Genomic DNA, 23,464 nt, shown 5'->3' with positions numbered 1-23,464 from the left:
GCGTGTTTTACGAAGGTTTTTTCGTGGTGTTATCATAAATATTTCCGTAGGAATTCAATTCTGGAATAGTTTCAATATACTCGATTTAGCCCCTAACTGCAAGGTGATTACTGTTCCATTTTCGTTTCCATTTGATGTGAAAATGTCAATGAATGATGAGCAATGAACATTATTTCCTTTCAATGAAAATACATGATAGCAATCGTTGATTAAAGGCGGTGAGTTTCTTGTGTTTAGGTTTTATCATCATTGGTCATTTTAAAATGACGCTATGGGGATTTTATTGAATGGTGTGAATAACAAATTTTATTATAGATGAAGCTATTTCTACTCAGTATTGGTCAGATAAATATTGATTGTTCTTTATTAATGTCAACCGATCTCAAGTTATTTTTTACACGGTTGCAGCATGTGATGTAGAGAATACGTTCGTCCCAGATTGAGTTATTGCTGATTGACTCTGATTATACGTCGTTAGCCTTACGCTAAGCGGCTGAATAACTCAGATAAGCCTATCATCGAATTACTTGAATTAACGGCACCCAAGGTGCCCGTACGCACAAATTCTCCCTATTAAATACCAAGGAGAAATATCACATGAATAACTTACCAACCGAATTAATGAATGACAAGCTAGTCGATATGGCCTTTATTACAACATTGACGGGTCTAACCGATAAGTGGTTTTATAAACTAATACAACTAGGTCAGTTCCCGAAACAAATTAAACTGGGGCGCTCCTCTCGCTGGCTAAAAAGCGAAGTCGAGACTTGGTTACGTCAACGGATTACTGCATCCAGATGTGAGCTTAATACTGAGTCAACCGTAGATGCCGAGAAGTCATAGACAATAAAGCTTGTCGCTAACACCTTTTACTATCGCTATAAAATTTATTAATCCAATCAAATTTAATAATCAATTTATCATCATGATGCTTTGGCATTTCTTAGGTTTTAATTCCAGAGTGAATAACCTGCTATAAATTATCTTGCTGCTATCTATTTTTCCTATCATTCTTTAATAAATTATTTAAATTAGTCATGATAAGAAGGTTTATTGTTCTGCTGGTTATTGTCGGTTTGTTTAGTATTTATATAGGATTTATATAGGTGGTATTTGTATGGATGGTGGATAGCATTGAGATAGATAGCACTAGTGATTGGTATGGAGGCTGCTATTAATTAAAGTAGGTAGTATCAATAATCGATAGTGTTATTAACAGTAGTCTCGCCAGTAATAATGCCGGGGGTATCTACGTATACCCCTTTATTCATTTAACCTTAGTAACGTTCTGCTTATTGTTATCAGCAATAAGCATCCGTATTTTTGTATCAGCATAACAGAAGTTATAAGTACGCCCATACTCTGGGCGTTATTTCTTATTGTTCAGTACTGATATTCCTAACCTTAATTATCAACTTGAGAAATAAACGATGAACGCTGAAGATATTATTGAAAGCTATGGTCCACTTAATCCTGATTATTTAAATAGAATGACTAAAACCATTCAGGCTGCCTTAAAAGAACACCCACGGACATTTGCTTTACGGGTTGACCTCAGGTTACCAGACGACGTGCTCGCGAGAACGGATCCAGCACTGATCTCTCGCTTTATTGATTCATTAAAAGCAAAGCTGAAAGCTGACTTAGCTAAGAAAGCGGTAGAAGAGAAAAGAGTCCATCCTTCTTCATTACGCTACGTCTGGGTTAGGGAGTTTAATGAGCAAGAAGATAAGAAACACTATCACGTGCTGCTCTTACTCAATAAGGACGCCTATGCCTTTCTGGGGGACTATCGTAGGCCAACAGGTAACTTAGCGGCATTAATCACTCAGGCCTGGCTCAGTGCGTTAGGCATCAATGATGAGTGGTATCAGTCACTGACTTACTTCCCCAAAAATCCTTGTTACTACTTGAGCATAAAAACGCTGGATACGGATGGCGTCTATGCCCAGTTGATGACTCGGGTCAGCTATCTGGCTAAAGAACGCAGTAAAATTTGCAATGATGGTGAACGTAACTTTGGGTGTAGTCAGCGCTGAGTCTTTTCTTACCACACAGGCTTATCTCATGAAGGAATAAGGCATTTCATCCCCCCTGATTAGTGACGTCTTACATTCTTATCTTCTTATTATCGTAAGCTTTTAAATTACTTCACTTGGAAGCAGGCACTTGTATCTGCCCTTAAGGGACGGACTACGGCTGCCTGCTATCCAGTAGAAAGGAGTATCTGTATGTATGCAAAATCATTTATTTCACGTAATGCTCATGGACATCTCATTTCGGCATTAACTGCACAGAAATCCCCAAATGGTGAATATACCTGTCACCTATGTAGGAGCGTATTAGTGTTCCATCGGAGTAGGGCGCGTAGTCGCCCTTGGTTTGAGCATTCGGATACAGATTTATCTGAACATGCACGTCAACACTGCCCATATGTCAATGTGGATGACGTAGAGGGTGCCACGGTTACAGCATTGAGGACTTTTATACCGAAAGCACTACCGCTGGTGCAAAAGGCTGATTGGCACTGTCGATGCTGTGGTAATGCGTACTATGGTGAGAAATACTGCCTGACTTGTCAGCGTGGAGCCGACAGCCAAGTTTCAGCTAAGTAACATCAGCCAGACAGTAAGCAGACTTATTTCGTCAGTGTTGGAGGGCTGAATATTACATTTTGCGACTTCGCTCCCATTAAATTAGATGGGGGATCTGACGGAATGCGATAGTTAGTTGAAATAGTTCAATCAGTAACACGGGCGATTAACAAAAAACTAGTATTTTTACCGGGTACCAAATGACTGGGAAGATCTTTATAATCGCGCGAAATTACTATAAACAGTATTTACTATTTGTATTTATCTTTCTAAAGACTAACCATTTGGCGTTAGTTTTATTTAATGACCATGGACAGGCAATTTATGAAGTCACAGCTGTGTGGAATATCTTTCGGACTTAACCAACACGTTCACGCTATTACAAAGCGTTGGCTTTCGCTGGCGATTGTCTGTCTGTTTGGCTATAGCTCCTTTATTTATGCTGCCCCACTTAACCCCGCCGAGCGTGAAGACAGTCAGCAGCAGCAGCGCGATATCTTGCTGCAAAACCAGCAGCAGCGTGAAGACTTAGAGCGTAGCATTCAGCTTCAGGATTCGACCAAAATCCCACAGGTTGAGGTTAAAGGCCCGTGTTTCCAAATAGCCGAAATTAATATTGAACAGGCTTCTCTATTATCAGAAAAGCATAAACAACAACTAGTTCAGCCTTATTTAGAGCAATGTATTGGCGTTACTCAAATATCTCAGTTAGTGGAGAAAATCTCTGACTGGTATATCAGCCGCGGGTATATCACCAGTCGCGCGTTTTTAACCGAGCAGGACCTCTCTTCCGGTAAGCTGAATATTGTGGTGCTGGAAGGCAAGCTGGAGGAAATTCGGCTGGAGGGTAAGGTTACGTCTGAAGTTCGAATGGCGTTTCCTGGTTTAGTCGGCCATATCCTAAACCTGCGGGATATTGAACAGGGCATGGAGCAGATTAACCGCACGCGCACCGTGCCGGTTCAGATTGAAATTCTACCGGGCAGTGAGCAAGGGCTGTCGGTTGTTAACTTAACGGCGACGCCTGAGTTTCCGTTAAGCTTTGGGCTTGGTTTTGACAATAGCGGGCAAAAAAGTACCGGTACCGGGCAAATTAACGCCTCGGTGACCGGCAATAATCTTTTAGGCTTAGCGGATAAGTGGTATGTCTCGGGCGCTAAAAGCAGCGATTATTCCAACAGTCACGACGCCCAAAGCGTACAGGCCAGCCTCAGCGTCCCTTACGGCTACGGCCTGCTGGATTACAGCTATTCCTACAGTGATTACCTGAGCAGTATTGAAAACCGCGGCTTTTTCTGGCGCTCCAGCGGCGATACTCAAACTCACCGCTTAAACAGTTCTTGGGTGTTATACCGCGACAGTGATATTAAAACCGGCCTTGCGCTGGGTATCACGCACCGCATCAATAATAACTACCTCAATGACGTATTGCTTGAAAGCAGCAGCCGTAAGCTGTCGAACTTTAGCGTGGGAATAACCCATAGCCAAAAGATCTGGTCAGGGTTCGCTACGCTTAACCCGACCTATACCCACGGCGTTCCTTGGCTGGGCGCTGAAGATGACCATGGAAAGGTATCGAATGCACCGAAGGCTGAGTTTTCTAAATGGAACGTCTCGGGCAGCTACTATTTTCCGCTCACTGAAAAGTTAACCTGGCTGAGCAGCCTGTACGGGCAGTGGACGCCGGATCGGCTATACGGTTCTGAGCGCTTAACCATTGGCGGTGAAAGCTCCGTGCGGGGCTTTAAAGAACAGTATCTGGCAGGCGATAACGGGGGCTACCTGCGTAATGAAATCAGCTGGAATTTTATCACGCTGCCGGTGCTAGGCAATATCAGCGCCATTGCCGCCGTTGACGGGGGCTATTTACATCACGACAGCCTCGACCCTTACGCGTCGGGCACGCTGTGGGGAAGCGCCATCGGGCTGACCGCTAATAATAATCACTACTTCAGCAGCGTTACCGTGGGTAAACCGCTGAGCTATCCGGACTGGCTGAAGCCGGATTCCGTGTCGATGTATTACCGTATTGGATTGGTATTTTAAGGGATAATAATAATGAAAAATAATACGACAGCGTTACCGGTGAATACCTCTAAGCGTTTACTCAGCTACTTGATTAGTGGGTTAATTGCCGTCCAGCCCGTTCTTCCAACTTTTGCTGCCGGTGTCAATGTCGCCAGCGGCAATACCACTACCGAGCAGGCCGCCAACGGCGTGCCGGTGGTCAATATTGCAACACCCAATCAGCAGGGCGTTTCTCATAATAAATACAATGAGTTCAACGTAGGCAAAGAAGGCTTAATACTCAACAATGCTACCGGCGCGCTTAATCAGACCCAGCTTAGCGGTATTATTCAGAATAACCCCAATCTACAAGCAGGCCACGAAGCTAAGGCCATTATCAATGAAGTGGTGGGCGCTAATCGTTCACAGCTTCAGGGCTATACCGAAGTGGCGGGCAAACAGGCCAACGTGATGGTGGCTAACCCCTACGGTATTACCTGCGACGGCTGCGGCTTTATCAATACGCCAAACGTGACGTTAACCACCGGTAAACCGGTGATGGACGCGCAGGGCAATCTCGATTCGCTCTCGGTGACTCAGGGTACTATCACCATTAATGGCCAAGGGCTCGATGCCAGCCAAAGCAGTTCGGTGGCGATTATCTCCCGCGCGACCGAGATTAACGCCGGGCTGCACGCGCAGGATTTAACCGTGATTGCCGGTAGCAACCGGGTGGGCAGCGATGGCTCCGTCACGCCGATTGCCGCTACGGAGAGCGCACCGCGAATTGCGGTAGATACCGGCTCGCTCGGCGGTATGTACGCCAACCGTATTCATCTGGTTTCCAGCGAGGCAGGCGTTGGCGTTAACCTCGGTAATCTTAATGCCCGTCAGGGTGACGTTCAGCTCGACGTTAACGGTAAGCTCACGCTCAATAATACCCTGGCTCAGGGGAATATAACCGCCAATGCCGATGAACTGGCGTTAAGCGGCAACCATAAGGCCACCGGCGACATTCGCTTAAACAGCAAAGGCAATACCGAAGTCAAGCAGGGCGTTATCTCATCGGGTAGCAACGTTACCCTGAATAGTCAGGGGCAATTAACTGTGAGCGACAGCGTGGTTGCCGCCGGGGTTGATGCTCAGGGTACGGTAGGCAATAACGGTACGTTGCAATTAGAAGCGGCTAACCAGCAGTGGAATAACAGCCAGCTGTCTGCCGCTCAGGTCACAGCGAAAAGCCATCAGGCGATACAGCAAGACGGTGCTTCCCGCGTGCTGGGAACGTCCGGCGTTAGCCTCACCGGTTCGCAGCTGTACCTCGATGGTCAGGTCAGCGCCGGGCAGGATATCGCGCTAGACGCGGGCTATTTACACATTGGCGCGCAGTCAAACGTTTCCGCTCAGCAGAACCTGAGCCTTCGGGCCAGCAATGGTCTCGACAACCTGGGCGAAATCAACTCGGGTTACTTCACGTCTTTATCGGCCGGGCAATTGAATAACCAAGGGCTGATAGCCACCAATGGCAATAGCGTTATCACCGCGACCGGTATCAATAACTCGGGCCGAATTCAGTCGTTAGGGTCGCAGTCTATTACCGCTGGCACTATGAATAGCAGCGGGACGTTATTATCCGGCGGCTTATTTACCTTAATCGGTGATGAAGTTTCTCTTTCTGGGAGTGTCGGTTCCCAACAAGAATTGCGGTTAACCGCCAATGACTGGCTGAACGTGGAGCAAACCGGTTCATTACTCAGCGACGGTAGTTTAAGCCTACAGGCTAACAGTGCTGATATTGCAGGCCTGATTCACGCTCAGCAGGCGATGTCACTGACTACCCAAACGCTGACTACCGCACAGGGCAGCCGTTTACTGAGCGATGAGCATATTGCGCTGATAGCATCAAGCATGACGCTGGGCGGTCTGGTCTCGTCCAGCGGCTCTCTGTCGATCGATTCGCCATTATTTACCTCGCTGGCGACGGCTCAAATTCAGGCTTTCGACGATTTATCCCTTAGCGCCAGCCAAAATGCGCAGCTTCAGGGAGTCTTCACCGCGGGCGGCGATTTAACGCTAACGGGCACGGCCATTACTCAGCAGGGCATTTTGAAATCTGACGGTGATTTGTTATTAACCGGCACCACCGTTAACCAGCAGGGCACGCTACAGGGCGACACGGTTGAGCTTAACGCTCAAACGCTGACCAACAGCGGCACGGTATTAGCCTTAGACCAGCTTACGGTTAATGCGCAGCAGGTAGATAACCAAAGCGGCGGCAAGCTGTTTAGCGCTGGTAATTTGGACCTGACCAGCAATTCGCTGAGCAACTCAGGGCAAATCGTCGCGCTATCGGATATCGACGTTCGTCTGCAGCAGGATTTTCAGCACTACGGCACCATCGCCGCGGGCAATGCACTATCACTGAGCAGCGTTGGTGCGATAACGCAATACGGCACGCTGCAGGGCGATGAAGTTAGCGTAAGCAGCGGCGGTGCGTTTACCAATCAGGGCCAAGTGACGGCCGGTGACGGTACATTAAGCGTGAATGCGGCAAATATTAACCTGACCTCAGACAGCCATTTGCAGTCCGGCGGTGATATTGCGCTTACCAGCCGTGACTCGATTACTCATCAAGGCTTTACCGGTGCGGGCGGTGATTTGCTGCTTAGCGCGGCTAATAACATCACTAATAGTTCGTTGCTATACGCCGCTGGTGATATGTACCTGTTCGCTAACCGCATCAGTAACATTAAAGGCGATATTCTGGCGGGCAATAGCCTGTGGATGCAGAAGGATGCGGCGGGGAATGCGAATGCTGAGGTGGTCAATCGCTCGGGGACGATTGAGACGATTGATGGGGATATTGAGATAAATACGGCTCAGTTTACCAACAGCTATCTGAGTTTTGATATGCAGAGAACCACCACACCACCGGGGGGAAGCAGCGGTAGTTCATTCCTGAATCCTGCTGTCACTGAAGGACATTACGAGTTTAGAGTGGATGCTCAAGGTGAGTATCTGATGGTTAGGAAATATGTAGGACGGGATCCGCAACCGGAATATCGCTATCAGGTCGGCGGCAGTGAAACCATTACGGTGAATAAAACCGGCAATGCTGGGCGTATTGCCAGCGGTCGTAACCTGAATATTGCGGCAACGACGCTGGATAATCAGGCCAGTATCCTATTGGCCAACAGAGATATCACATTAACCGGTACTAACTTAAATAATCAGAGCTACCAGACCGGAACGTCGGTGGTAGAGCAGGTTTATACCTTAGATACCAGCGGTCGACGTTATGTCTGGGGTGCCTATGAATATGCCGGCTATCGGCTAACGGACGTGAATGATGGTACGGCGGTAGGCCCAGTTTATCAGTCTGTCATTCAAGCTTCGGGTGACGTGTACGCGTATTTTGATAACGATATTAGTAATACCACCGCAGTGGCTAACGCCGGTCATATTAGTCATACGTTAGATGTTCCAACGTTATCGGGGCAGACCGATATTACATTACCCGATGGCCTTAACGGGTTATTTGTCACTAATCCAGACCCGGACAGCCCGTATCTGATTACCACTAACCCAAGGCTCAACGGGTTAGGTGGGTTAGACAATGGCCTGTTTAATGACCTGTATGCGCTTTTAGGGCGGCAGCCGGGTAGCGCACCGCGTGAAACCGACAGCCGTTTTACTGATAAAAATAAATACTTAGGGTCGGCTTATTTTCTCGACAGTTTAGGCTTAAATCCCGATCTCAAGTATCGTTTCCTTGGCGATGCGGCGTTCGATACCCGCTATATCAGCGATGCGTTAATTAAACAAACCGGCAGCCGCTATATCAACGGCATTGGTTCTGACTTAGCGCAGATGCAGTACCTGATAGACAACGCTGTTGATGCCCAGGCAGGTCTAAACCTGACGTTTGGCATAAGCCTGACGCTGGAGCAGGTCGCTCAGTTGAATAAGAGCATTGTCTGGTGGGAGCCGGTCACGGTTAACGGACAGACGGTGTTAGCACCGAAGCTGTATCTGGCTAAAAATGATGTGACCTCGCTTGAGGGTAGCGTGATTAAAGGCAATTACGTTGAGCTGGATGGCGGCCGCGTTATCAACAGCCACAGTACGATATTGGCCGATAAATCCCTGTTTATTGATAGCTGGAGCACCATTGATAATATCAATTCGGGCCAGATAAAGGCCGGTGGTTACCTGTCGATGAGCTCAATGGGCGATATTAACAATATCGGTTCAACCATTCGCGGGCAGCAAGTTGAGCTGGAAAGCATTGACGGCAGCATTGTCAATCAAACCCAGTCTCATCTATGGCAGACAACACAGTCGACGTTTACTACGGTAGGCGATATCGCCTCTATTCAGTCTGAGGGTTCGCTGGATTTAACTGCCGGAAAAGATATTACCCTGCATGCGTCAGAAGTGAGCGCAGAGAAAGGTAACCTGACGCTATCGGCGGGTCGTGATGTGAATATCGAAGTGGCTGAACTATCCCGGACTATTCATGGTAAGAAAAACATCATGGAAAGCGAGGGGGCGCTCAGTAGCTCACTGCAAAGCGGTGAGAATCTCACCATCGCCGCAGGGCGTGATATTAACGCCCAGGCTGCAGCAATCTCTGCTGATGATAATGTAGCTCTGGTAGCCGGACGGGATGTGAATCTGACCACGGCTCAAAGCCGGGAATATGAAGAAACCCGCGGCAAACGCAAACTGCAAATTGATGAATCCATACGCCAGCAAGGGACTGAAATCACTGCAGGCGATAAGGTACAAATCGTTGCCGGACACGATATTTCAATGGCTGCCGCTGATGTGAGAGCTGAAGGTGACCTGAAACTGTATGCCGGTAACGATATCAATATCAGCACCGCGACAGAAAGCGATTATCACCTGTTTGAAGAGACCAAGGTTAAGAAGAAAACCTTCTCTAAAACGACCACCTATAAATTAGATGAAACCTATGCCACGGATGAAAAAGGCACTTTGCTCAGCGGCGATAACGTTACGTTAAATGCCGGTCATGACCTCTTTATTCAAGGTAGTAGCGTTGCCGGAACCCATGATGTCAGTTTGGCTGCGGGTAATAATTTAACGGTGACCACCGCCGAAGAGGTGAGCAACGAAACCCACATTAACAAGACCACTAAATCGGGCCTGATGGGTACTGGTGGTATTGGCGTTACCGTCGGCAAGAAAAGTCAAAAAGTAACGGATGAGGGAACCTCTCTTAGCAGCGCAGGCAGTACTATCGGCAGCATTGAAGGTAATGTCACCATGAAGGCGGGTGAAAATCTAACCGTTCAGGGCTCTGACGTGATTGCCGGTAAAGATATTAATCTGAACGGGAAAAACGTCGATATTCTGGCGGCACAAAACCAAAGTATTCAGACTCACACAGTAGAACAAAAGCAGAGTGGCCTAACTCTGGCGCTCTCCGGTGCGGTAGGCAGTGCAGTCAATACAGCAGTCACCCAAGCTAAAGCAGCCAATGATGAAAAAGACGGGCGTTTAAGTGCCCTTCAGGGAATGCAGGCGGCGCTCAGTGGTGTTCAGGCGGTACAGGCAGGGCAAATGTCCATGGCCGATGCCAATGATACAAATATGATCGGCATCAGTGTGTCTTACGGTAGCCAGTCATCCAAGTCGAAGCAACAGTCAGAACAACGAGAGAGTCAGGGCAGCGCATTGACCGCGGGCGGCAACCTGAATATCAACGCCACCGGTAAAGACGCTGACCAGAACGGCAATATTTATATTCAGGGTGGCCAACTACAGGCCGGTCAGGATATTAATCTGCATGCGACTCAGGATGTGATTTTAGAGTCGGCGGCAAATACTCAGCGTTTGGACGGCAAGAACAGCAGCAGTGGCGGTTCTGTCGGAGTGGGTATTGGTGTTGGTCAGGGCGGCTGGGGTATCAGCGTTTCTGCCAGTGTCAATAAAGGCAAAGGCCATGAGAAAGGAAACGGAACGACTCATAATGAAACCACGCTGAATGCCGGTGACAATGTTTCCATTATCAGCGGACGGGATACCACTCTGACCGGTGCAGTGGTCAGCGGTGAATCTATTACGGCCGATGTGGGCCGTAACCTGACTATGACCAGTGAACAGGACAGCGATCGTTATGATGCCAAACAGCAGAATGCTTCAGTTGGCGGAAGCTTTACGTTTGGTTCGATGACAGGCTCGCTGAGCGTCAACGTGAGTCAGGATAAAATGCACAGTAACTATGATTCTGTGCAGGAACAGACCGGATTCTTTGCGGGGAAAGGTGGTTTTGATGTCACTGTCGGCGAGCATACGCAGCTTAACGGCGCAGTGATTGGCTCAACGGCCACGGCGGATAAGAACCGTTTAGATACCGGCACACTAGGCTTCAGTGATATTGAAAACAAAGCCGACTATAAAGTTGAGCATGTAGGTGTCGGCATCAGTACCGGCGGTAATATTGGCGGCCAGTTTGTTGGTAATATGGCCAACGGAATTCTGGCGGGTATGAACGGCGAGGGGCATGCCGATAGCCTGACCAAGTCGGCTATTTCGGAAGGTACGATCGTTATCCGCGATACGGAGCATCAGCAGCAAAATATTGATGACCTGAGCCGTGATGTGGAACATGCAAACCAGACCCTAAGCCCGATATTTGACAAAGAAAAAGAGCAAAACCGCCTGCGTGAAGCCCAACTGATTGGTGAAATTGGCAGCCAGATGGGGGATATCGTTCGTACGCAAGGGCAGATTATGGCTACAGAAGCGGCGAATGAAAAGATGAAAAATGTCCGAGAGGAGGACAGACAGGCTGCTCGCGAGGCCTTAGCTAAAAATGGGAAAACCGAACCAACGCCTGAGGATATTGAACGCCAGGTTTACAATACATTCTATAATAAGGCGTTCTCTGAATCCGGTTATGGTACCGGTGGAAAGATACAGATGGCCGTGCAGGCTGCTACCGCAGTGGCTCAGGGGATGGCCGGTGGCAATATGGCTCAGGCTATAGCCGGTGGACTAAATCCTTACGTGGCCGGTGTGATTAAGGACATGACCAAGAACCCGGACAAGACCACTAACGAAGAAGCCAATGCGATGGCCCACGCAGTGTGGGGTGCTGTGGCGGCTTATGCGAGCGGCAATAGTGCTCTGGCGGGTGCCGCAGGTGCAGCCAGCGGTGAACTGATGGCTGGGTATTTGGCGAAGGCTTTGTACCCTGAAGTGAAAGATCCGAAAGATCTGAGTGAGTCACAGAAGCAAACTATTGCTGCGTTAAGCACGGTAGCTGCGGGTCTGGCTGGTGGGGTTGTGGGTGACAGCAGTGCTAATGCGATTGCGGGAGCGCAGGCTGGTAAGAATGCGGTGGAGAATAATTTGTTCTCCCTTGATTTATACAATTTGGATAGGAAAGTTAAAGACGCAAAAGCGAAAGGCGAGGATATCACACCAATACTAGATGAATACCGCCAGCTAGCTGCAGATGATCGAGCTAAATCGGAGGAGAGCTGTAAAGCCAATCCAGATTTTTGTGGTTTTGGGAGGGCTCCTACTAATGAGGCTTATAATGAAATTATTTCAAATGGTGTCTATTTGGCATTTGATAAAGATGTCATGGATTTTGTAGCTCAGGAAACATCTAAAGACAATGGTGTAATCAACCAATACACCACTGCGTATGGTGAAGGGCTGGTTCTGGCTGCTGACGGTGTAGCTATTCTTGCGGGAGCGGGAACTAGTATTCTTATTCCTAAGAGTAAAACAACTAATATTGCAACGGGATTCATTGGTAACCCCCAATATATATGGGGGAGATCCGTAAATAGTATAGTGAATGATTTTAACGTAGCTGGTTATCAAGTTAATGTAAGGCAGTCTTCTCGTGGGTCGGCACAAGCTACAATAATTGAAGTTAGAGGCCATCCAACAATTAATCAGATACAGGTTCACCCAGGTGGCGGACGTCATGAAGGTAGTTATTATAAGGTATCAACTACGACGCAAGGTATAATAAAAGTTGTAGATCCTAGTACCTATAAACCAATACAGGGCGAAAAAGCTAAGCTTATAGACAAACCGGGGAAGTAAGTAGGATGAATAAAATTAAATGGATAACTCAAGCTATTGCGCAACCAAGTTCTATCCAAAAAGAGCTATTTCCTGATTTTGCTAATGTAGCTGATGAACTGGCAGTTGAGTGGGAACTTGCTTTAGATGAGGTAAATTTACCCTCTATCACTATATTGATGAGCGATGAGCAAAAAGCATCAATTAAGCGATTAGATGACTATATGTTATCTATAAGTGGTCCTACGAATATCCAGTTCTGGAATGATGATGCCCTTTGCCATAGTAGCGAATGGGAATATATGAGAACGCTAGCAAGAGAAATTTTGCTATCTATGGGGTGGGAAATGACAGCCCCGGCTAAAAGTGATGCTATATATATTAATAAAGGCTAGCTATCATGAATTTTGCAAATAATCGAGTCAGATAAAGTTCAACTTCTATCTTTGGAAAAATTATCTTGAGAAATATACCCTGACTGATGTGGTCGGGGTATTGTTTTTAACCGTCACAAATTGGACTCAGTTAATGGTCACTGTAACCGGCTTGCCGGAGGTGAATCCTTGCCCCTTCAACTATTAAATCTTAATGGTCTGTTGCAGGTAGGTGCCGGATCTGCTGTCGTCAAACTGTGTGCTCCATTCCTACAAGCGTATAGTTCAACAAAATAGAATATCAATAAAACAACAAGGATTCACAGGTAAAACATCATGGAAAAAACATTACTAGCCTGCATCATCGGAGCATCATTTTTAGGCTTTTCAGCTAACTCATTAGCATTTACAGAAAATGTTCGTGGAATTACCGTTAGTAACGAAATAATAACGGAAGCGGAAAGTACTTCACCTCGTAATTCGCAATCAGTCACGGGTGGCGGCATTATTAATAACAATATTGTTAGTGATGGTGGCGAGATATTTATACAGGATGCTGATAGCCGAGCTAATAATACTATTGTCAACCAAAATGGAACGCTATTTATACACGAGGGAATAATTAGTAATACTCAAGTTAATGCCGGTGGATTGCTGTATATGGAGGTAGATAGCCGTTCGAGTGGCTATTTAAATATTGCCAGCGGTGGGATGATGCATATTAGTAATACTGATTATCAAACCGTAGAAGTTACTACTCACGATCCTGCGGATCCGGCAAATGTTACCATAGAAAATCTGAATGTTGCCGGTGTTGTCACCATCGAACCTACATGGCTATATAGCCGTAGAGAAGATTTCGCCCCAACACCGTCAACTGTCGGCCCGAGCCTTGTAACCAAAATCAACAACCTCGTTCTTCAGAATGGGTATATTGATCTTATTGCGTATGGTCCTGCAGCGCAGCCTAACCGACTAGAAATCAATAACCTTTCAGGTCAAGGTAACTTTGGTATTACCACTCAGTTGGCAGACAACATGGGTGATTTTATTAATATTGCCAACAGGGCTACCGGGCAGTTTGGCCTGATGGTGAATGACAGCGGTAAAGAGCCACACACGACTGCACCATTGACGGTGATCCACGCCAATAGCGGCGATGCCAGTTTTAGCCTGTTGAATACCAATAATGTGGTCGATCTGGGTGTCTATCAGTACAAATTGTATAGCACCAGATCTGGTGAAAGTACCGACTGGTACCTGAATACCGTTCCAGCTAATACCGGTGACCAACAAGCAAACTCATCCGGGAGTGGAGCAATAGGTAGAGCGTTGAGCTTAAGTGCAAAAGGGGTTCTTGATATGGCTGCGGCTCCCCGCCATATATTATCCGCTGAGTTATCAACCCTTCGCCAACGTCAGGGTGATTTGAGCCTCGACAAAGCGGGGAATGCTGGCGTATGGGCACGTTATACCAACGATACCAGTCGCCTGTCTGACAATAAAAATGTCGGGTTCAAAAACACCCTTAACGGGCTGGAAATCGGCGGTGATAAACAAATTGATTTAAACCAGGGCAAACTGCTGGTTGGCGTTTTTACTTCTTACAGCAATTCTGACGTTAAATTTAATGACGGCGGTAATGGTGAAATCAGAAGCTACGGTGGTGGTGCATATCTGACTTATATGGATACGACAGGTTTTTATATTGACTCAGTTCTCAAGGGCAATCACCTCAGTAGTGAAACTCGTACCCAAATGAGCAGTGGCAATACCGGAACCGGCAGCTATAGCCAGAATGCCATAACCGCTTCACTGGAAAGTGGTTTTAACATTCCGGTGTATCAAGAATACGCGGTAGAACCTTATGCCAAAATGCAGTACTCAAAAATTGGCAGTGCGGATTACACCTTAAGCAACGGTATGAATACCCATATTGATAGTTCTGACAGCGTCCAGGGGGAACTTGGTACCCTGTTCAGCACCAAATTTTCGTCAGGAGAAATGGTGTTCAAACCTTATGCCAAACTGGCCGTTGCCCGTGAGTTTATTAAGTCTAACAAAGTGGATATTAATGATATCGGCTTTAACAATGATTTTTCCGGCAACGTTGGAAAATATGGTTTAGGGCTTGATGCGGCGATTACCAATCATGCTTCGGTTTACACTGAAGTGGATTACCAAAACGGCAATAAAGTTGAAACCCCTGTCAGGGTTGATGCTGGATTCAGAATCCGGTTTTGATGGTTAACGATGCATTCATGCGTTAAGAAGCAGATTATGACGTAGGTTCACGTTATTGAGTTGTAGTCGTTCAGTGCAGATCAGACAGTGGCTAGCTTTATCCGCGACTGTCTGATCTGGCCGAGTTGAATGTTAGCGATAGACCAGCGTTACTGGACGGTTCGTGGAGTTAGGTTTAGGCCTTCTCAAATAGGCGGATAACCATACGTCCGTGCCCAATTGTTACGCCAGCTCACACTGCTGCTGCAATCGAAATCAGTTCTGCGATTTCTTCAGCGGTAGCACCAGCCTTTTTAGCTGCCTTTGTATGAACATCGAGGCAGTAAGAACACTCAGTTCGTCAGACGTATATCTGTGAATATCCATGCTCTATTCCTATTGTTTTAAATGGAATGACTGATAAGTAAAACTTAGCTTACTCAGATCAATGGTGATGGAGAGAACATAAACGCTATGTCACCTTGTCTTTTCAGCTGTTCTTTTTAGGTGCTGACATTCGTTTAATCAGAAAAATAATCAGAACAACAACAAGAACAACCGGTAATGCACAAATTAAAAGTATTAACAATTGAAGAATTGATATGCCACCCATAGTACGAGTCCTTAAGTTAATGAGTAAAGTGCTTTATTTTCATGGCTTAGTGCCATTGCGATAATTGTCTTATCTCGATAAATATCACCCAATAATTCTTTGTAAATAGAAGACTATTGGGTTTATTCGGACAGATTGAAGAACACTACCAGAGCATGCAAAGAGAGTCAGATCGTTATGAACGATCAATGCTGTTGATTTTGATCGTCGTAAACTATGATTGGAATAAAATATATTTTCATGGGGTAAATCTAGAGTAACTCACTGGTTTTGGGCGGTGATATCAATCAAAGTAGCGCTGTAGGGGGGGCGTAATTATGTCTGCTGTTGTCATTCAATGACGATGTTCTCGAAAACACCGTCACCGCTCCCTCATTGATGACCGGTAATGTCATCGCAACGTAAAATTTTACTATTACGGCCATCTTTATGTATTGGATATAGACAGCCCTGATCTATCGTTCGCCACTGCTGAGCGATAACTCTCATCGGCATGCCTTCGCACCGAGCATTCATTTTTCTCTCATCTTAAACGACCCTATGGCTTTATTCGAAGACTTATCCCCGAAAGCGCAAAGGGTTACCTGTTTGATCCTATCGTCGTGAGACTATTATGACATTATCATTCATCACGGATGTGCCGGTAACCGCACGTCCTCAGACCTGCAATATGTATGCTTTCAGACATTACATTGCCCGACAGAACCGTTTTATTGATCCGACAGTATTAGGTCAATTAATGATATTAAAGATAGAAACTCAAAGCCGACTTAATCAATACTCTGATATCGCTATAGATTTAGAACCCGAAGTGAATCGATTACGCCGTTGGACCCAGATTGTACTCTGTGAGCTACCTGGTGGTTTCAATAGTATTGAAGGTACTCGAGCAAGCGGGATAATCGCTCCTGAACTCATTATTAAGGTGTTGATAAAGGAAAATATCATCCGTCACCATCCACGAAGGCTCGCTTATACACAAGGTTCCGCAATAACACGAACAAAAAGTCCGTTGGAACACTCTCCGCAAGTCCCCCCATTCGTTGAGCTCCTTAATGACGAGTGCCATCGCTTGGGGCTGAGTGAGTTACAGCACACAGTCTCTCAATTATCAGCAACGTTGATGGAGGCTTCAGAACGGGAACGTTTTGCATTAGTCTGTTTTCATGCGTTATTGAGCGGAAATATTGATACCGTATTAAGACAATCAGTTGTCACGCTCAATGCATTGATGTTGAGCTATTTGACTCAACATCCGGAATTGCAGGTCCTAGTTGAGGAATATCTGTTCTTTGCTTTCTATTCCAGTTGGCTAGATAATCCAATCTCAATATAAAGACATTGATGCTGATGGGGTGGTGTTTCTCAGGAGTTGGATTGATATGTCGAATATACGAAGGAATGGAAGGTGAATTCATGAAAGGGCGTTTGGTTGTATTAATTTTTGCTATTTTTATCGCGAGTAATGCGCAAGCAAAGATTAAAGATATCTCCTTTTCTGTCGGTGATGAAACAGTTTTCATTCCGGCAGATTGTGTCGTGGAAGTCTCTAAAGTTGAGTCAGAGTTGGTTGGCCGTGAGGGTGTTTTCTTTCGATTAAATCAAGGGTGTGCCGATCAATTATCAACATTTACTAAGATGAAAATTGGGAAGACTGTGGTGTTACGCTACAACGATCATGTTGTGGGGCAAGTAACGATTGCCAGCAGGATTAGCTCTAGCTTTAGAATTGATTCTTCAGGTGTAGAACCGATGATGATTCGCCAAATACTCGTGGATGCAGAAGCCAAATGATAGTAGAACCTATCCACGGGCTTTATCTTATTATGTTAACTGTATGGGACGAATGCTTTTCTATATTGAGATTCTTCATGGGGTTACTGCTTGAGAATGGTTTCTAGGCTGTCGGGTTGCCCATCAACCATCACTACCTGATAGTGGGTCTGGTCGATATAGGTAAAGCAAGCTAGCTCTTCCAATAAGTCATATCGAGCGATACGGTAAGTCAGTGCCTCATTGGGATGACACATCTGCGCATGCTTTAGCAGGTAATTCAGGGCAACGTCTTGAGTAAGCATTAAAGCCAACGGGTTAGTTGATGTTAATCCTTCGCTATTATTACGAATGATCGGAACGTAAATACTGAGAGCCATGTGATTTAATCCTGAATCGATTGAAGATTTATTGTTTTTTTTAATCTATCAGGTTTCCTATCACTGATTGATCGTTTGTTTCGATCGGGATTTGAGTATCGATTGTTTTTGACGATCAATGTTTAATGGCAGAGTACTATCAGTACGATATAACTTATTCTAATAAATAAGAATTGTTTACTGTAACTTGTATTTTCACAGGAAGACATGCTTAATGAAGCACCTTTGACCTAATGACGTAAGGGATAACGTTCTGTAGTATTTTATCGTAAATTACGTAAAATATAACGTAACTAGGTTTAATGAGAGTTCATCTCAGTGGATTGTGGCAATGGCTAATTTTGATACAGAGTACTGTTACTCATTTCCTGCTGTACGGGGAATACAAGCGGGGCGGCCTTTTTATATAGCAACTTGCCCTATGCGTATCATACCCAAAATTTTTAGTTTTGATGAGACAGAAGTTCCTCCTGAACTTAGAGCACAGCGAACATTAAATAAAACACGAATTCCAGAAATGGTTCGTTATTTGCTTGATAATCCAAAAGAATATGTCTTTTCTGCTTTAACTGCATCGATCGCAGTTGATGTTGAATTTGTCGAGCATACTGGTTCGAATAATCTTGGAATTTTAAGAGTTCCAATGGACGCACAGATTCTAATCAATGATGGGCAACATCGGCGTAAAGCGATTGAACAAGCTTTAGAAGAGAAACCAGATTTAGGGCAAGACAATATTCCCGTTCTATTTTTTGTTGATGAAGGCTTAAAACGCAGCCAGCAGATGTTTGCCGATCTTAATAAATATGCGGTAAAACCTAGCCCATCATTAGCGACCCTTTATGATCATAGAGATATGGGGTCTGAACTAGCTCGTTACCTTGCCAATTATGTTGAGCCTTTTATCGGTCTTACTGAATTGGAGAAATCTAGTATATCTATGCTTTCTAACAAACTTTTCACTCTAAGCAGTATCAAACAAGCAACACGAGCTTTACTTGGACATGGTCCAAAAGACGGTTGTACCGATAAAGATAAAGAGCTGGCAAGTCAATATTGGCTAGAAATTTATAAAGTCATGCCCGATTGGCAAATGGCCGTTAAAAAGGAAGTTTCTCCAGCCCATCTTCGCCAAGAATATTTACACGCGCATGGAATTGGTTTACATGCTTTAGGGTTGCTTGGGCGTAGTTTATTTGCTGAGTATCCAGAGCACTGGCAACAGCAACTAAATCTTTTAAAAGAGATAAATTGGCGTAAGTCTAATCCTGAGTGGGTTAAACGGGCAATGCTACATGGTAAGCTGAGCAAATCAACCACCGCTATTCAACTTACCTGCAATGCACTTAAGCAGGCTTTAATGCTGCCTCTCAGCGTTGAAGAACAACAGCTCGAAGCACAAATGGTCGTATCATGAGTAAATTGATTCAAGCCCACGATTTGGGTGATTACGAAGATTTCATCAATGAAGAGTCTTTTGCTGGCCGTCCTCTTTTTGAGTATGTGTCAGAGGTTCAACGTATCTATTGTGCAGATAAACGGCCTTGGGTAATTGGTTATAGTGGTGGCAAAGACTCTTCTGCAGTTATTACATTAGTATATTTGGCATTGTTAGGTCTTCCTCCCGAAATGCGGCAAAAGGATGTATTTGTTGTCTCATCCGATACGCTAGTAGAAACTCCAGTAGTGGTGGACTTAATCAAGAAAACCATGTTGCAAATTGAGTCTGGTGCAAAACGTGACGGATTACCAATAACTCAGCATGCGGTCACGCCTAAAACGCATGAAACATTTTGGGTAAATCTGTTAGGTAAAGGTTATCCCGCTCCAACACGCAGTTTCCGCTGGTGCACTGAGCGAATGAAGATCAATCCTGTAAGCGATTTTATCAAAGATAAAGTCAGTCAGTTTGACGAAGTGATTGTGGTGTTAGGTTCACGTAGCAGTGAAAGCGCCTCTCGTGCACAAGTTATAGCTAAACATAAAATTGACGGTTCACGTCTTGCCAGACACACAACACTATCTAATGCCTTTATCTACACGCCGATTGATACTTGGGATGTGGAAGACGTATGGAAATTGTTAAGAGGCGCATTCCGTTATGCACCTGATGATATTGATGAGTGGGAAAGCCCGTGGGGGGGGAATCATCGCCCTTTATGGACGTTATATATGGATTCTTCAGCGCAGGGTGAATGTCCGCTGGTGATTGATGATAGCACCCCATCATGTGGTAACTCACGTTTTGGCTGCTGGACTTGTACCGTTGTCACCAAAGATAAAGCAATGGAAAGCCTGATTCAAAATGGTGAAGTTTGGATGTCTCCATTGCTGAAATATCGTGATCTGCTGGCATTTACTACCGATCCGGCAAATAAAGATACTTTCCGTAACTATAAGCGCCGTACTGGCAAGGTTAGTTATCAGTACGCCAAAGATGGTGAAGACACTAACGCTGAACGTAAGCATGTTCCAGGTCCTTACTGGATGAAATACCGGCAGCAATGGCTGAAAGACTTACTGGAAATAGAGCGTGACATGAATGCGCAAGGTCATACTATCACGCTAATTACTCAACCTGAGCTGCACGCTATCCGTCAGGAATGGTTAAAAGATCCGAATGAGCCTGACTGGTATGATGCATTACCGGGCATTTATCGTGGGGTATATCAGAAAGATTTAGACTGGATAGTAGATGATCAGTCACGTTTTGATGCCAGTGATGCTGACTTACTTGCGCAGATTGCTCAAAGTTTCGACGTTGTGCCTGAAATGGTAATGAAGCTGATTGAACTGGAAGTCTCAATGGAAGGATTAAGCCGCCGTCAGGGGATATTTGATAAGCTCAGTACGATCCTGAAACAAGACTGGGGTAGTCTGGAAGAGATTAAGCAACAGCAGGCAACGTTACAGAAGCGTAACGAGCGGGATGTGCATCAGGAAGGGGTTGAAAAACTGGAGAAGGAACTTCAGGATTTACAACGCAGAATTATCAATGCCGGTGAAATATCTGTATTTACCAGTGAGGAAAACGAACGTGCTAATTAAACAACTGGTGCTACATAATTTCCGGGTATTCAATGGTTCTCATACTATCGATTTAGCGCCTAGAACACGACACTATGAAGATAACTCTCGTCCAATTGTATTGTTTGGTGGTTTAAACGGTGCGGGAAAAACTTCTATTCTGTCAGCAATCCGGTTGGCACTATACGGGCGATTAGCATTTGGCTCTGCGACTCAGCAGCAAGATTATATTAACCAACTCAGTGAGTTAATCCATAACGGTGTCGATACCTCCGAACGTCCGGAAGATGCAGCAATAGAGCTGACATTTACCTACAATAAAGGCGGACAGGAATCAGAGTTTACTGTGACGCGTAGCTGGAAAAGAGGCAAAAAGGACCAGCTTTCATTGCAACAAGATGGGCAACCTCGTAGTGAACTGGATTATGATCAGTGCCAGGGTTTTCTTAATGAATTAATTCCTCATGGTATTGCCGATTTGTTCTTTTTTGATGGTGAGAAAATAGCTGAGTTAGCTGAGGATGAATCCGGGAATATTTTACGCACTGCTGTGCGCCGTTTGTTGGGGTTGGATCTGATTGATAAGTTACGTAATGACTTAGTAATATTTGTTAAGCGGCAGCAATCTAACCAGCTAGAAGGCTCTCAGCAACATCATCTCGCAGAGTTAGAGACGCAAATTAAAACGTTAGCTAGTGAGGCAGAAATTCTGCTGGAAAAAGCAGATTTTACGAAAACGCGGATTGATGTTCTGTCTAAAGATATTACTCGTTATGAAGGCATGCTGAATGCACAGGGGGGGGCATTTGCCCGGACTAAAGCACAGGAAAAGCAAAAAGTCGAAACGCTGTTAAAAGATAAGGATCGGTTGGAGAAAGCACTACGCCATGAATGTGATGGTTCATTACCCTATGCACTAGCTCCAACCATATTATCTTTGCTACTAAAGAAACTTGCCGATGAAGCACAGATCAAACAGGCGAGGAGCTTTGAGAAAGAGCTAAATCAGTTTTTAGCTCAGCTAAGAAATGATATTGCTTTACGTTCCAGCAGTGAGAGTAGTACCAGAGTTATTGCTACGGAGGCAATTGCCGACAACCTGAAAGATTACATGTCGACTAAACCTAAAGGCGATTTATTGTTTGATATCTCTGAACGTGAAGTTGGCATGTTACAGCAGTCCATCGAGCAAGATAGTAAAAAAGCATGGGAGCGCTTTGATCTTTACCGCAAACAGCTTACTGATATTGAACAACAGTTAGAACAGGCAGCGGCCAATATCGCTCGAGCACCGGAAGACGATCAATTGCTTGATATTTTTGAGAAGCTACGAGATCTCGATCGACAACGAGAAACTGAGCATCAAAAATATCGTACTGTGCTGGAACAGGCTAAACAGGTTAAACAGCAACAGCTAGACTGCGTTCGTCAGGTACAAAAAACGCATGATTCCACGAGGAATCAACATAGTTTTAGTAGTGCATTTAAGAACGCACAAGAGACGATTAATTTGCTTGATCGCTACAGTGAGGTACTAACTCAGGCTAGGGTTAGAACACTGTCGACTAATTTTGAAATGGCCTATCGGAAATTAGCCCGCAAAGAAGATTTACAGCTTTACTCGCATATAAATCCGGAGACGTTTGACGTTGAGTTAGTAGATGAGAAAGGTTCTGTCATTAATCGTAAGCTGCTTTCTGCTGGAGAAAAACAGATTTACGCAATTGCCATTCTTGAAGCACTGGCAAAAACTTCTGGGCGTGACCTGCCGGTGATTATTGATACTCCGTTAGGCCGCTTAGATTCTCTGCATCGAGATAAATTGATTAATCATTATTTCCCGTATGCTAGTCATCAGGTAGTGTTGTTGTCTACTGATACTGAAGTGGATGAGCGGTATTTTGTTGATCAGCTGCGTGATGATATTTCGCATGCTTATGAGATTGTCTTTAATGCACATACTAAGTCATCCTCTCTGAAACCAGGATATTTCTGGGAATTAACTAAGGAGGCGGTTTGATGCTCCCGAATAGAATGCAGCTCAGTCGTCAGACTGAAGAACAGCTTAAAAAATTGAAAGGTTATACTGGAATTACCCCCAATGTTGCAGCACGTTTAGCATTTTTCCGTTCAGTCGAAAGCGGTTTTCGCTATTCACCCGAGAGAGATAATAAAAAACTTGATGGTTTATTGGTGCTGGATAAAATCACTTGGCTTGGAGAAACCACTCAAATTACTGAGTTGGTTCTGAAAATGTTTTATGCTGAACTAAATCACACGGATTTGATAAAGGCTTGGGCTGCGCATGTAGATGATGGCGTAGCATCTATTAGAAACCATAGAAGTATTAATGAGTTAACAAGGTTTCTGTGAGTTCTATATGGCATAGATTCTTTA

General features: G+C 45.1%; 14 protein-coding genes and 1 pseudogene. 13 read left to right on the top strand and 2 right to left on the bottom strand.

The window, feature by feature from the left end; all coding sequences use genetic code 11:
- Positions 1–597 precede the first annotated feature (597 nt).
- From GVI43_RS03975 to GVI43_RS03945, 7 genes are all read left to right on the top strand, one after another.
- Positions 598–846, top strand: a complete 249-nt coding sequence (locus tag GVI43_RS03975) for a helix-turn-helix transcriptional regulator (RefSeq protein ID WP_159565444.1) — start codon at positions 598–600, stop codon at positions 844–846.
- Positions 847–1,433: 587 nt separating this feature from the next.
- Positions 1,434–2,042: an inovirus Gp2 family protein gene (locus tag GVI43_RS03970; protein ID WP_159565443.1), complete on the top strand. Its 609-nt coding sequence runs from the start codon at positions 1,434–1,436 to the stop codon at positions 2,040–2,042.
- A gap of 192 nt (positions 2,043–2,234) precedes the next feature.
- Positions 2,235–2,618: a putative zinc ribbon protein gene (locus GVI43_RS03965; protein WP_159565442.1), complete on the top strand. Its 384-nt coding sequence runs from the start codon at positions 2,235–2,237 to the stop codon at positions 2,616–2,618.
- 303 nt (positions 2,619–2,921) lie between these two features.
- Positions 2,922–4,643 carry a ShlB/FhaC/HecB family hemolysin secretion/activation protein gene (locus GVI43_RS03960; protein WP_159565441.1) on the top strand — a complete coding sequence of 574 codons (1,722 nt, stop codon included), beginning with the start codon at positions 2,922–2,924 and terminating at the stop codon, positions 4,641–4,643.
- Between the two features lie 12 nt (positions 4,644–4,655).
- Positions 4,656–12,698, top strand: a complete 8,043-nt coding sequence (locus GVI43_RS03955) for a hemagglutinin repeat-containing protein (RefSeq protein ID WP_159565440.1) — start codon at positions 4,656–4,658, stop codon at positions 12,696–12,698.
- Between the two features lie 5 nt (positions 12,699–12,703).
- Positions 12,704–13,072: a hypothetical protein gene (locus GVI43_RS03950; protein ID WP_159565439.1), complete on the top strand. Its 369-nt coding sequence runs from the start codon at positions 12,704–12,706 to the stop codon at positions 13,070–13,072.
- A 315-nt stretch (positions 13,073–13,387) separates the two neighbouring features.
- On the top strand, positions 13,388–15,295 hold the full coding sequence (locus GVI43_RS03945) for an autotransporter outer membrane beta-barrel domain-containing protein (protein ID WP_159565438.1): 1,908 nt from the start codon (positions 13,388–13,390) through the stop codon (positions 15,293–15,295).
- A gap of 232 nt (positions 15,296–15,527) precedes the next feature.
- On the opposite strand, the pseudogene GVI43_RS16025 reads toward GVI43_RS03945, so the two are convergent.
- A pseudogene (locus GVI43_RS16025) lies at positions 15,528–15,620 on the bottom strand (carboxymuconolactone decarboxylase family protein); the annotation flags it as partial.
- Positions 15,621–16,500: 880 nt separating this feature from the next.
- Here GVI43_RS16025 and GVI43_RS03935 point away from each other — a divergent pair.
- Entirely contained in the window at positions 16,501–17,223 is a 723-nt protein-coding gene (locus GVI43_RS03935; protein ID WP_159565437.1) for a hypothetical protein, read from the top strand.
- Between the two features lie 80 nt (positions 17,224–17,303).
- Positions 17,304–17,681, top strand: a complete 378-nt coding sequence (locus tag GVI43_RS03930; protein WP_159565436.1) for a hypothetical protein — start codon at positions 17,304–17,306, stop codon at positions 17,679–17,681.
- Between the two features lie 83 nt (positions 17,682–17,764).
- Here the strand turns inward: GVI43_RS03930 and GVI43_RS03925 are convergent, their stop codons facing one another.
- Positions 17,765–18,040, bottom strand: a complete 276-nt coding sequence (locus GVI43_RS03925; RefSeq protein WP_108900291.1) for a hypothetical protein — start codon at positions 18,038–18,040, stop codon at positions 17,765–17,767.
- A gap of 331 nt (positions 18,041–18,371) precedes the next feature.
- Between GVI43_RS03925 and dndB the strand changes: the two genes are divergently transcribed.
- The 4 genes from dndB to dndE are packed head-to-tail and all read left to right on the top strand — an operon-like array spanning position 18,372 to position 23,440.
- On the top strand, positions 18,372–19,457 hold the full coding sequence (gene dndB / locus GVI43_RS03920; RefSeq protein ID WP_159565435.1) for a DNA sulfur modification protein DndB: 1,086 nt from the start codon (positions 18,372–18,374) through the stop codon (positions 19,455–19,457).
- The gene (gene dndC, locus GVI43_RS03915) at positions 19,454–21,088 is read left to right on the top strand and encodes a DNA phosphorothioation system sulfurtransferase DndC (protein WP_159565434.1); all 1,635 of its coding nucleotides are present in this window, start codon (positions 19,454–19,456) and stop codon (positions 21,086–21,088) included. Before dndB ends, dndC begins: the two co-directional genes overlap by 4 nt.
- Positions 21,078–23,087 carry a DNA sulfur modification protein DndD gene (dndD, locus tag GVI43_RS03910; protein ID WP_159565433.1) on the top strand — a complete coding sequence of 670 codons (2,010 nt, stop codon included), beginning with the start codon at positions 21,078–21,080 and terminating at the stop codon, positions 23,085–23,087. The genes dndC and dndD overlap by 11 nt, the downstream gene beginning before the upstream one ends.
- Positions 23,087–23,440, top strand: coding sequence for a DNA sulfur modification protein DndE (gene dndE / locus GVI43_RS03905; RefSeq protein WP_159565432.1), 354 nt, complete (start codon positions 23,087–23,089; stop codon positions 23,438–23,440). Before dndD ends, dndE begins: the two co-directional genes overlap by 1 nt.
- Positions 23,441–23,464: the final 24 nt, after the last annotated feature.

It is taken from the genome of Budvicia diplopodorum, from assembly GCF_009800925.1.
Taxonomy (GTDB): Bacteria; Pseudomonadota; Gammaproteobacteria; order Enterobacterales; family Enterobacteriaceae; genus Budvicia; species Budvicia diplopodorum.
Note: the sequence above shows the minus strand (reverse complement) of the source record. Positions and strands in the feature narration are given on the sequence as shown.

Excerpts from the sequence above, each read along its gene's own strand:
- GVI43_RS03950 (WP_159565439.1), top strand. The coding sequence starts at position 12,704 with ATGAATAAAATTAAATGGATAACTCAAGCTATTGCGCAACCAAGTTCT.
- GVI43_RS03935 (WP_159565437.1), top strand. The coding sequence starts at position 16,501 with ATGACATTATCATTCATCACGGATGTGCCGGTAACCGCACGTCCTCAG.
- GVI43_RS03965 (WP_159565442.1), top strand. The coding sequence starts at position 2,235 with ATGTATGCAAAATCATTTATTTCACGTAATGCTCATGGACATCTCATT.
- GVI43_RS03970 (WP_159565443.1), top strand. The coding sequence starts at position 1,434 with ATGAACGCTGAAGATATTATTGAAAGCTATGGTCCACTTAATCCTGAT.
- dndC (WP_159565434.1), top strand. The coding sequence starts at position 19,454 with ATGAGTAAATTGATTCAAGCCCACGATTTGGGTGATTACGAAGATTTC.
- GVI43_RS03955 (WP_159565440.1), top strand. The coding sequence starts at position 4,656 with ATGAAAAATAATACGACAGCGTTACCGGTGAATACCTCTAAGCGTTTA.
- GVI43_RS03945 (WP_159565438.1), top strand. The coding sequence starts at position 13,388 with ATGGAAAAAACATTACTAGCCTGCATCATCGGAGCATCATTTTTAGGC.
- GVI43_RS03975 (WP_159565444.1), top strand. The coding sequence starts at position 598 with ATGAATAACTTACCAACCGAATTAATGAATGACAAGCTAGTCGATATG.
- GVI43_RS03925 (WP_108900291.1), bottom strand. The coding sequence starts at position 18,040 with ATGGCTCTCAGTATTTACGTTCCGATCATTCGTAATAATAGCGAAGGA.
- GVI43_RS03960 (WP_159565441.1), top strand. The coding sequence starts at position 2,922 with ATGAAGTCACAGCTGTGTGGAATATCTTTCGGACTTAACCAACACGTT.
- dndB (WP_159565435.1), top strand. The coding sequence starts at position 18,372 with ATGGCTAATTTTGATACAGAGTACTGTTACTCATTTCCTGCTGTACGG.
- dndE (WP_159565432.1), top strand. The coding sequence starts at position 23,087 with ATGCTCCCGAATAGAATGCAGCTCAGTCGTCAGACTGAAGAACAGCTT.
- GVI43_RS03930 (WP_159565436.1), top strand. The coding sequence starts at position 17,304 with ATGAAAGGGCGTTTGGTTGTATTAATTTTTGCTATTTTTATCGCGAGT.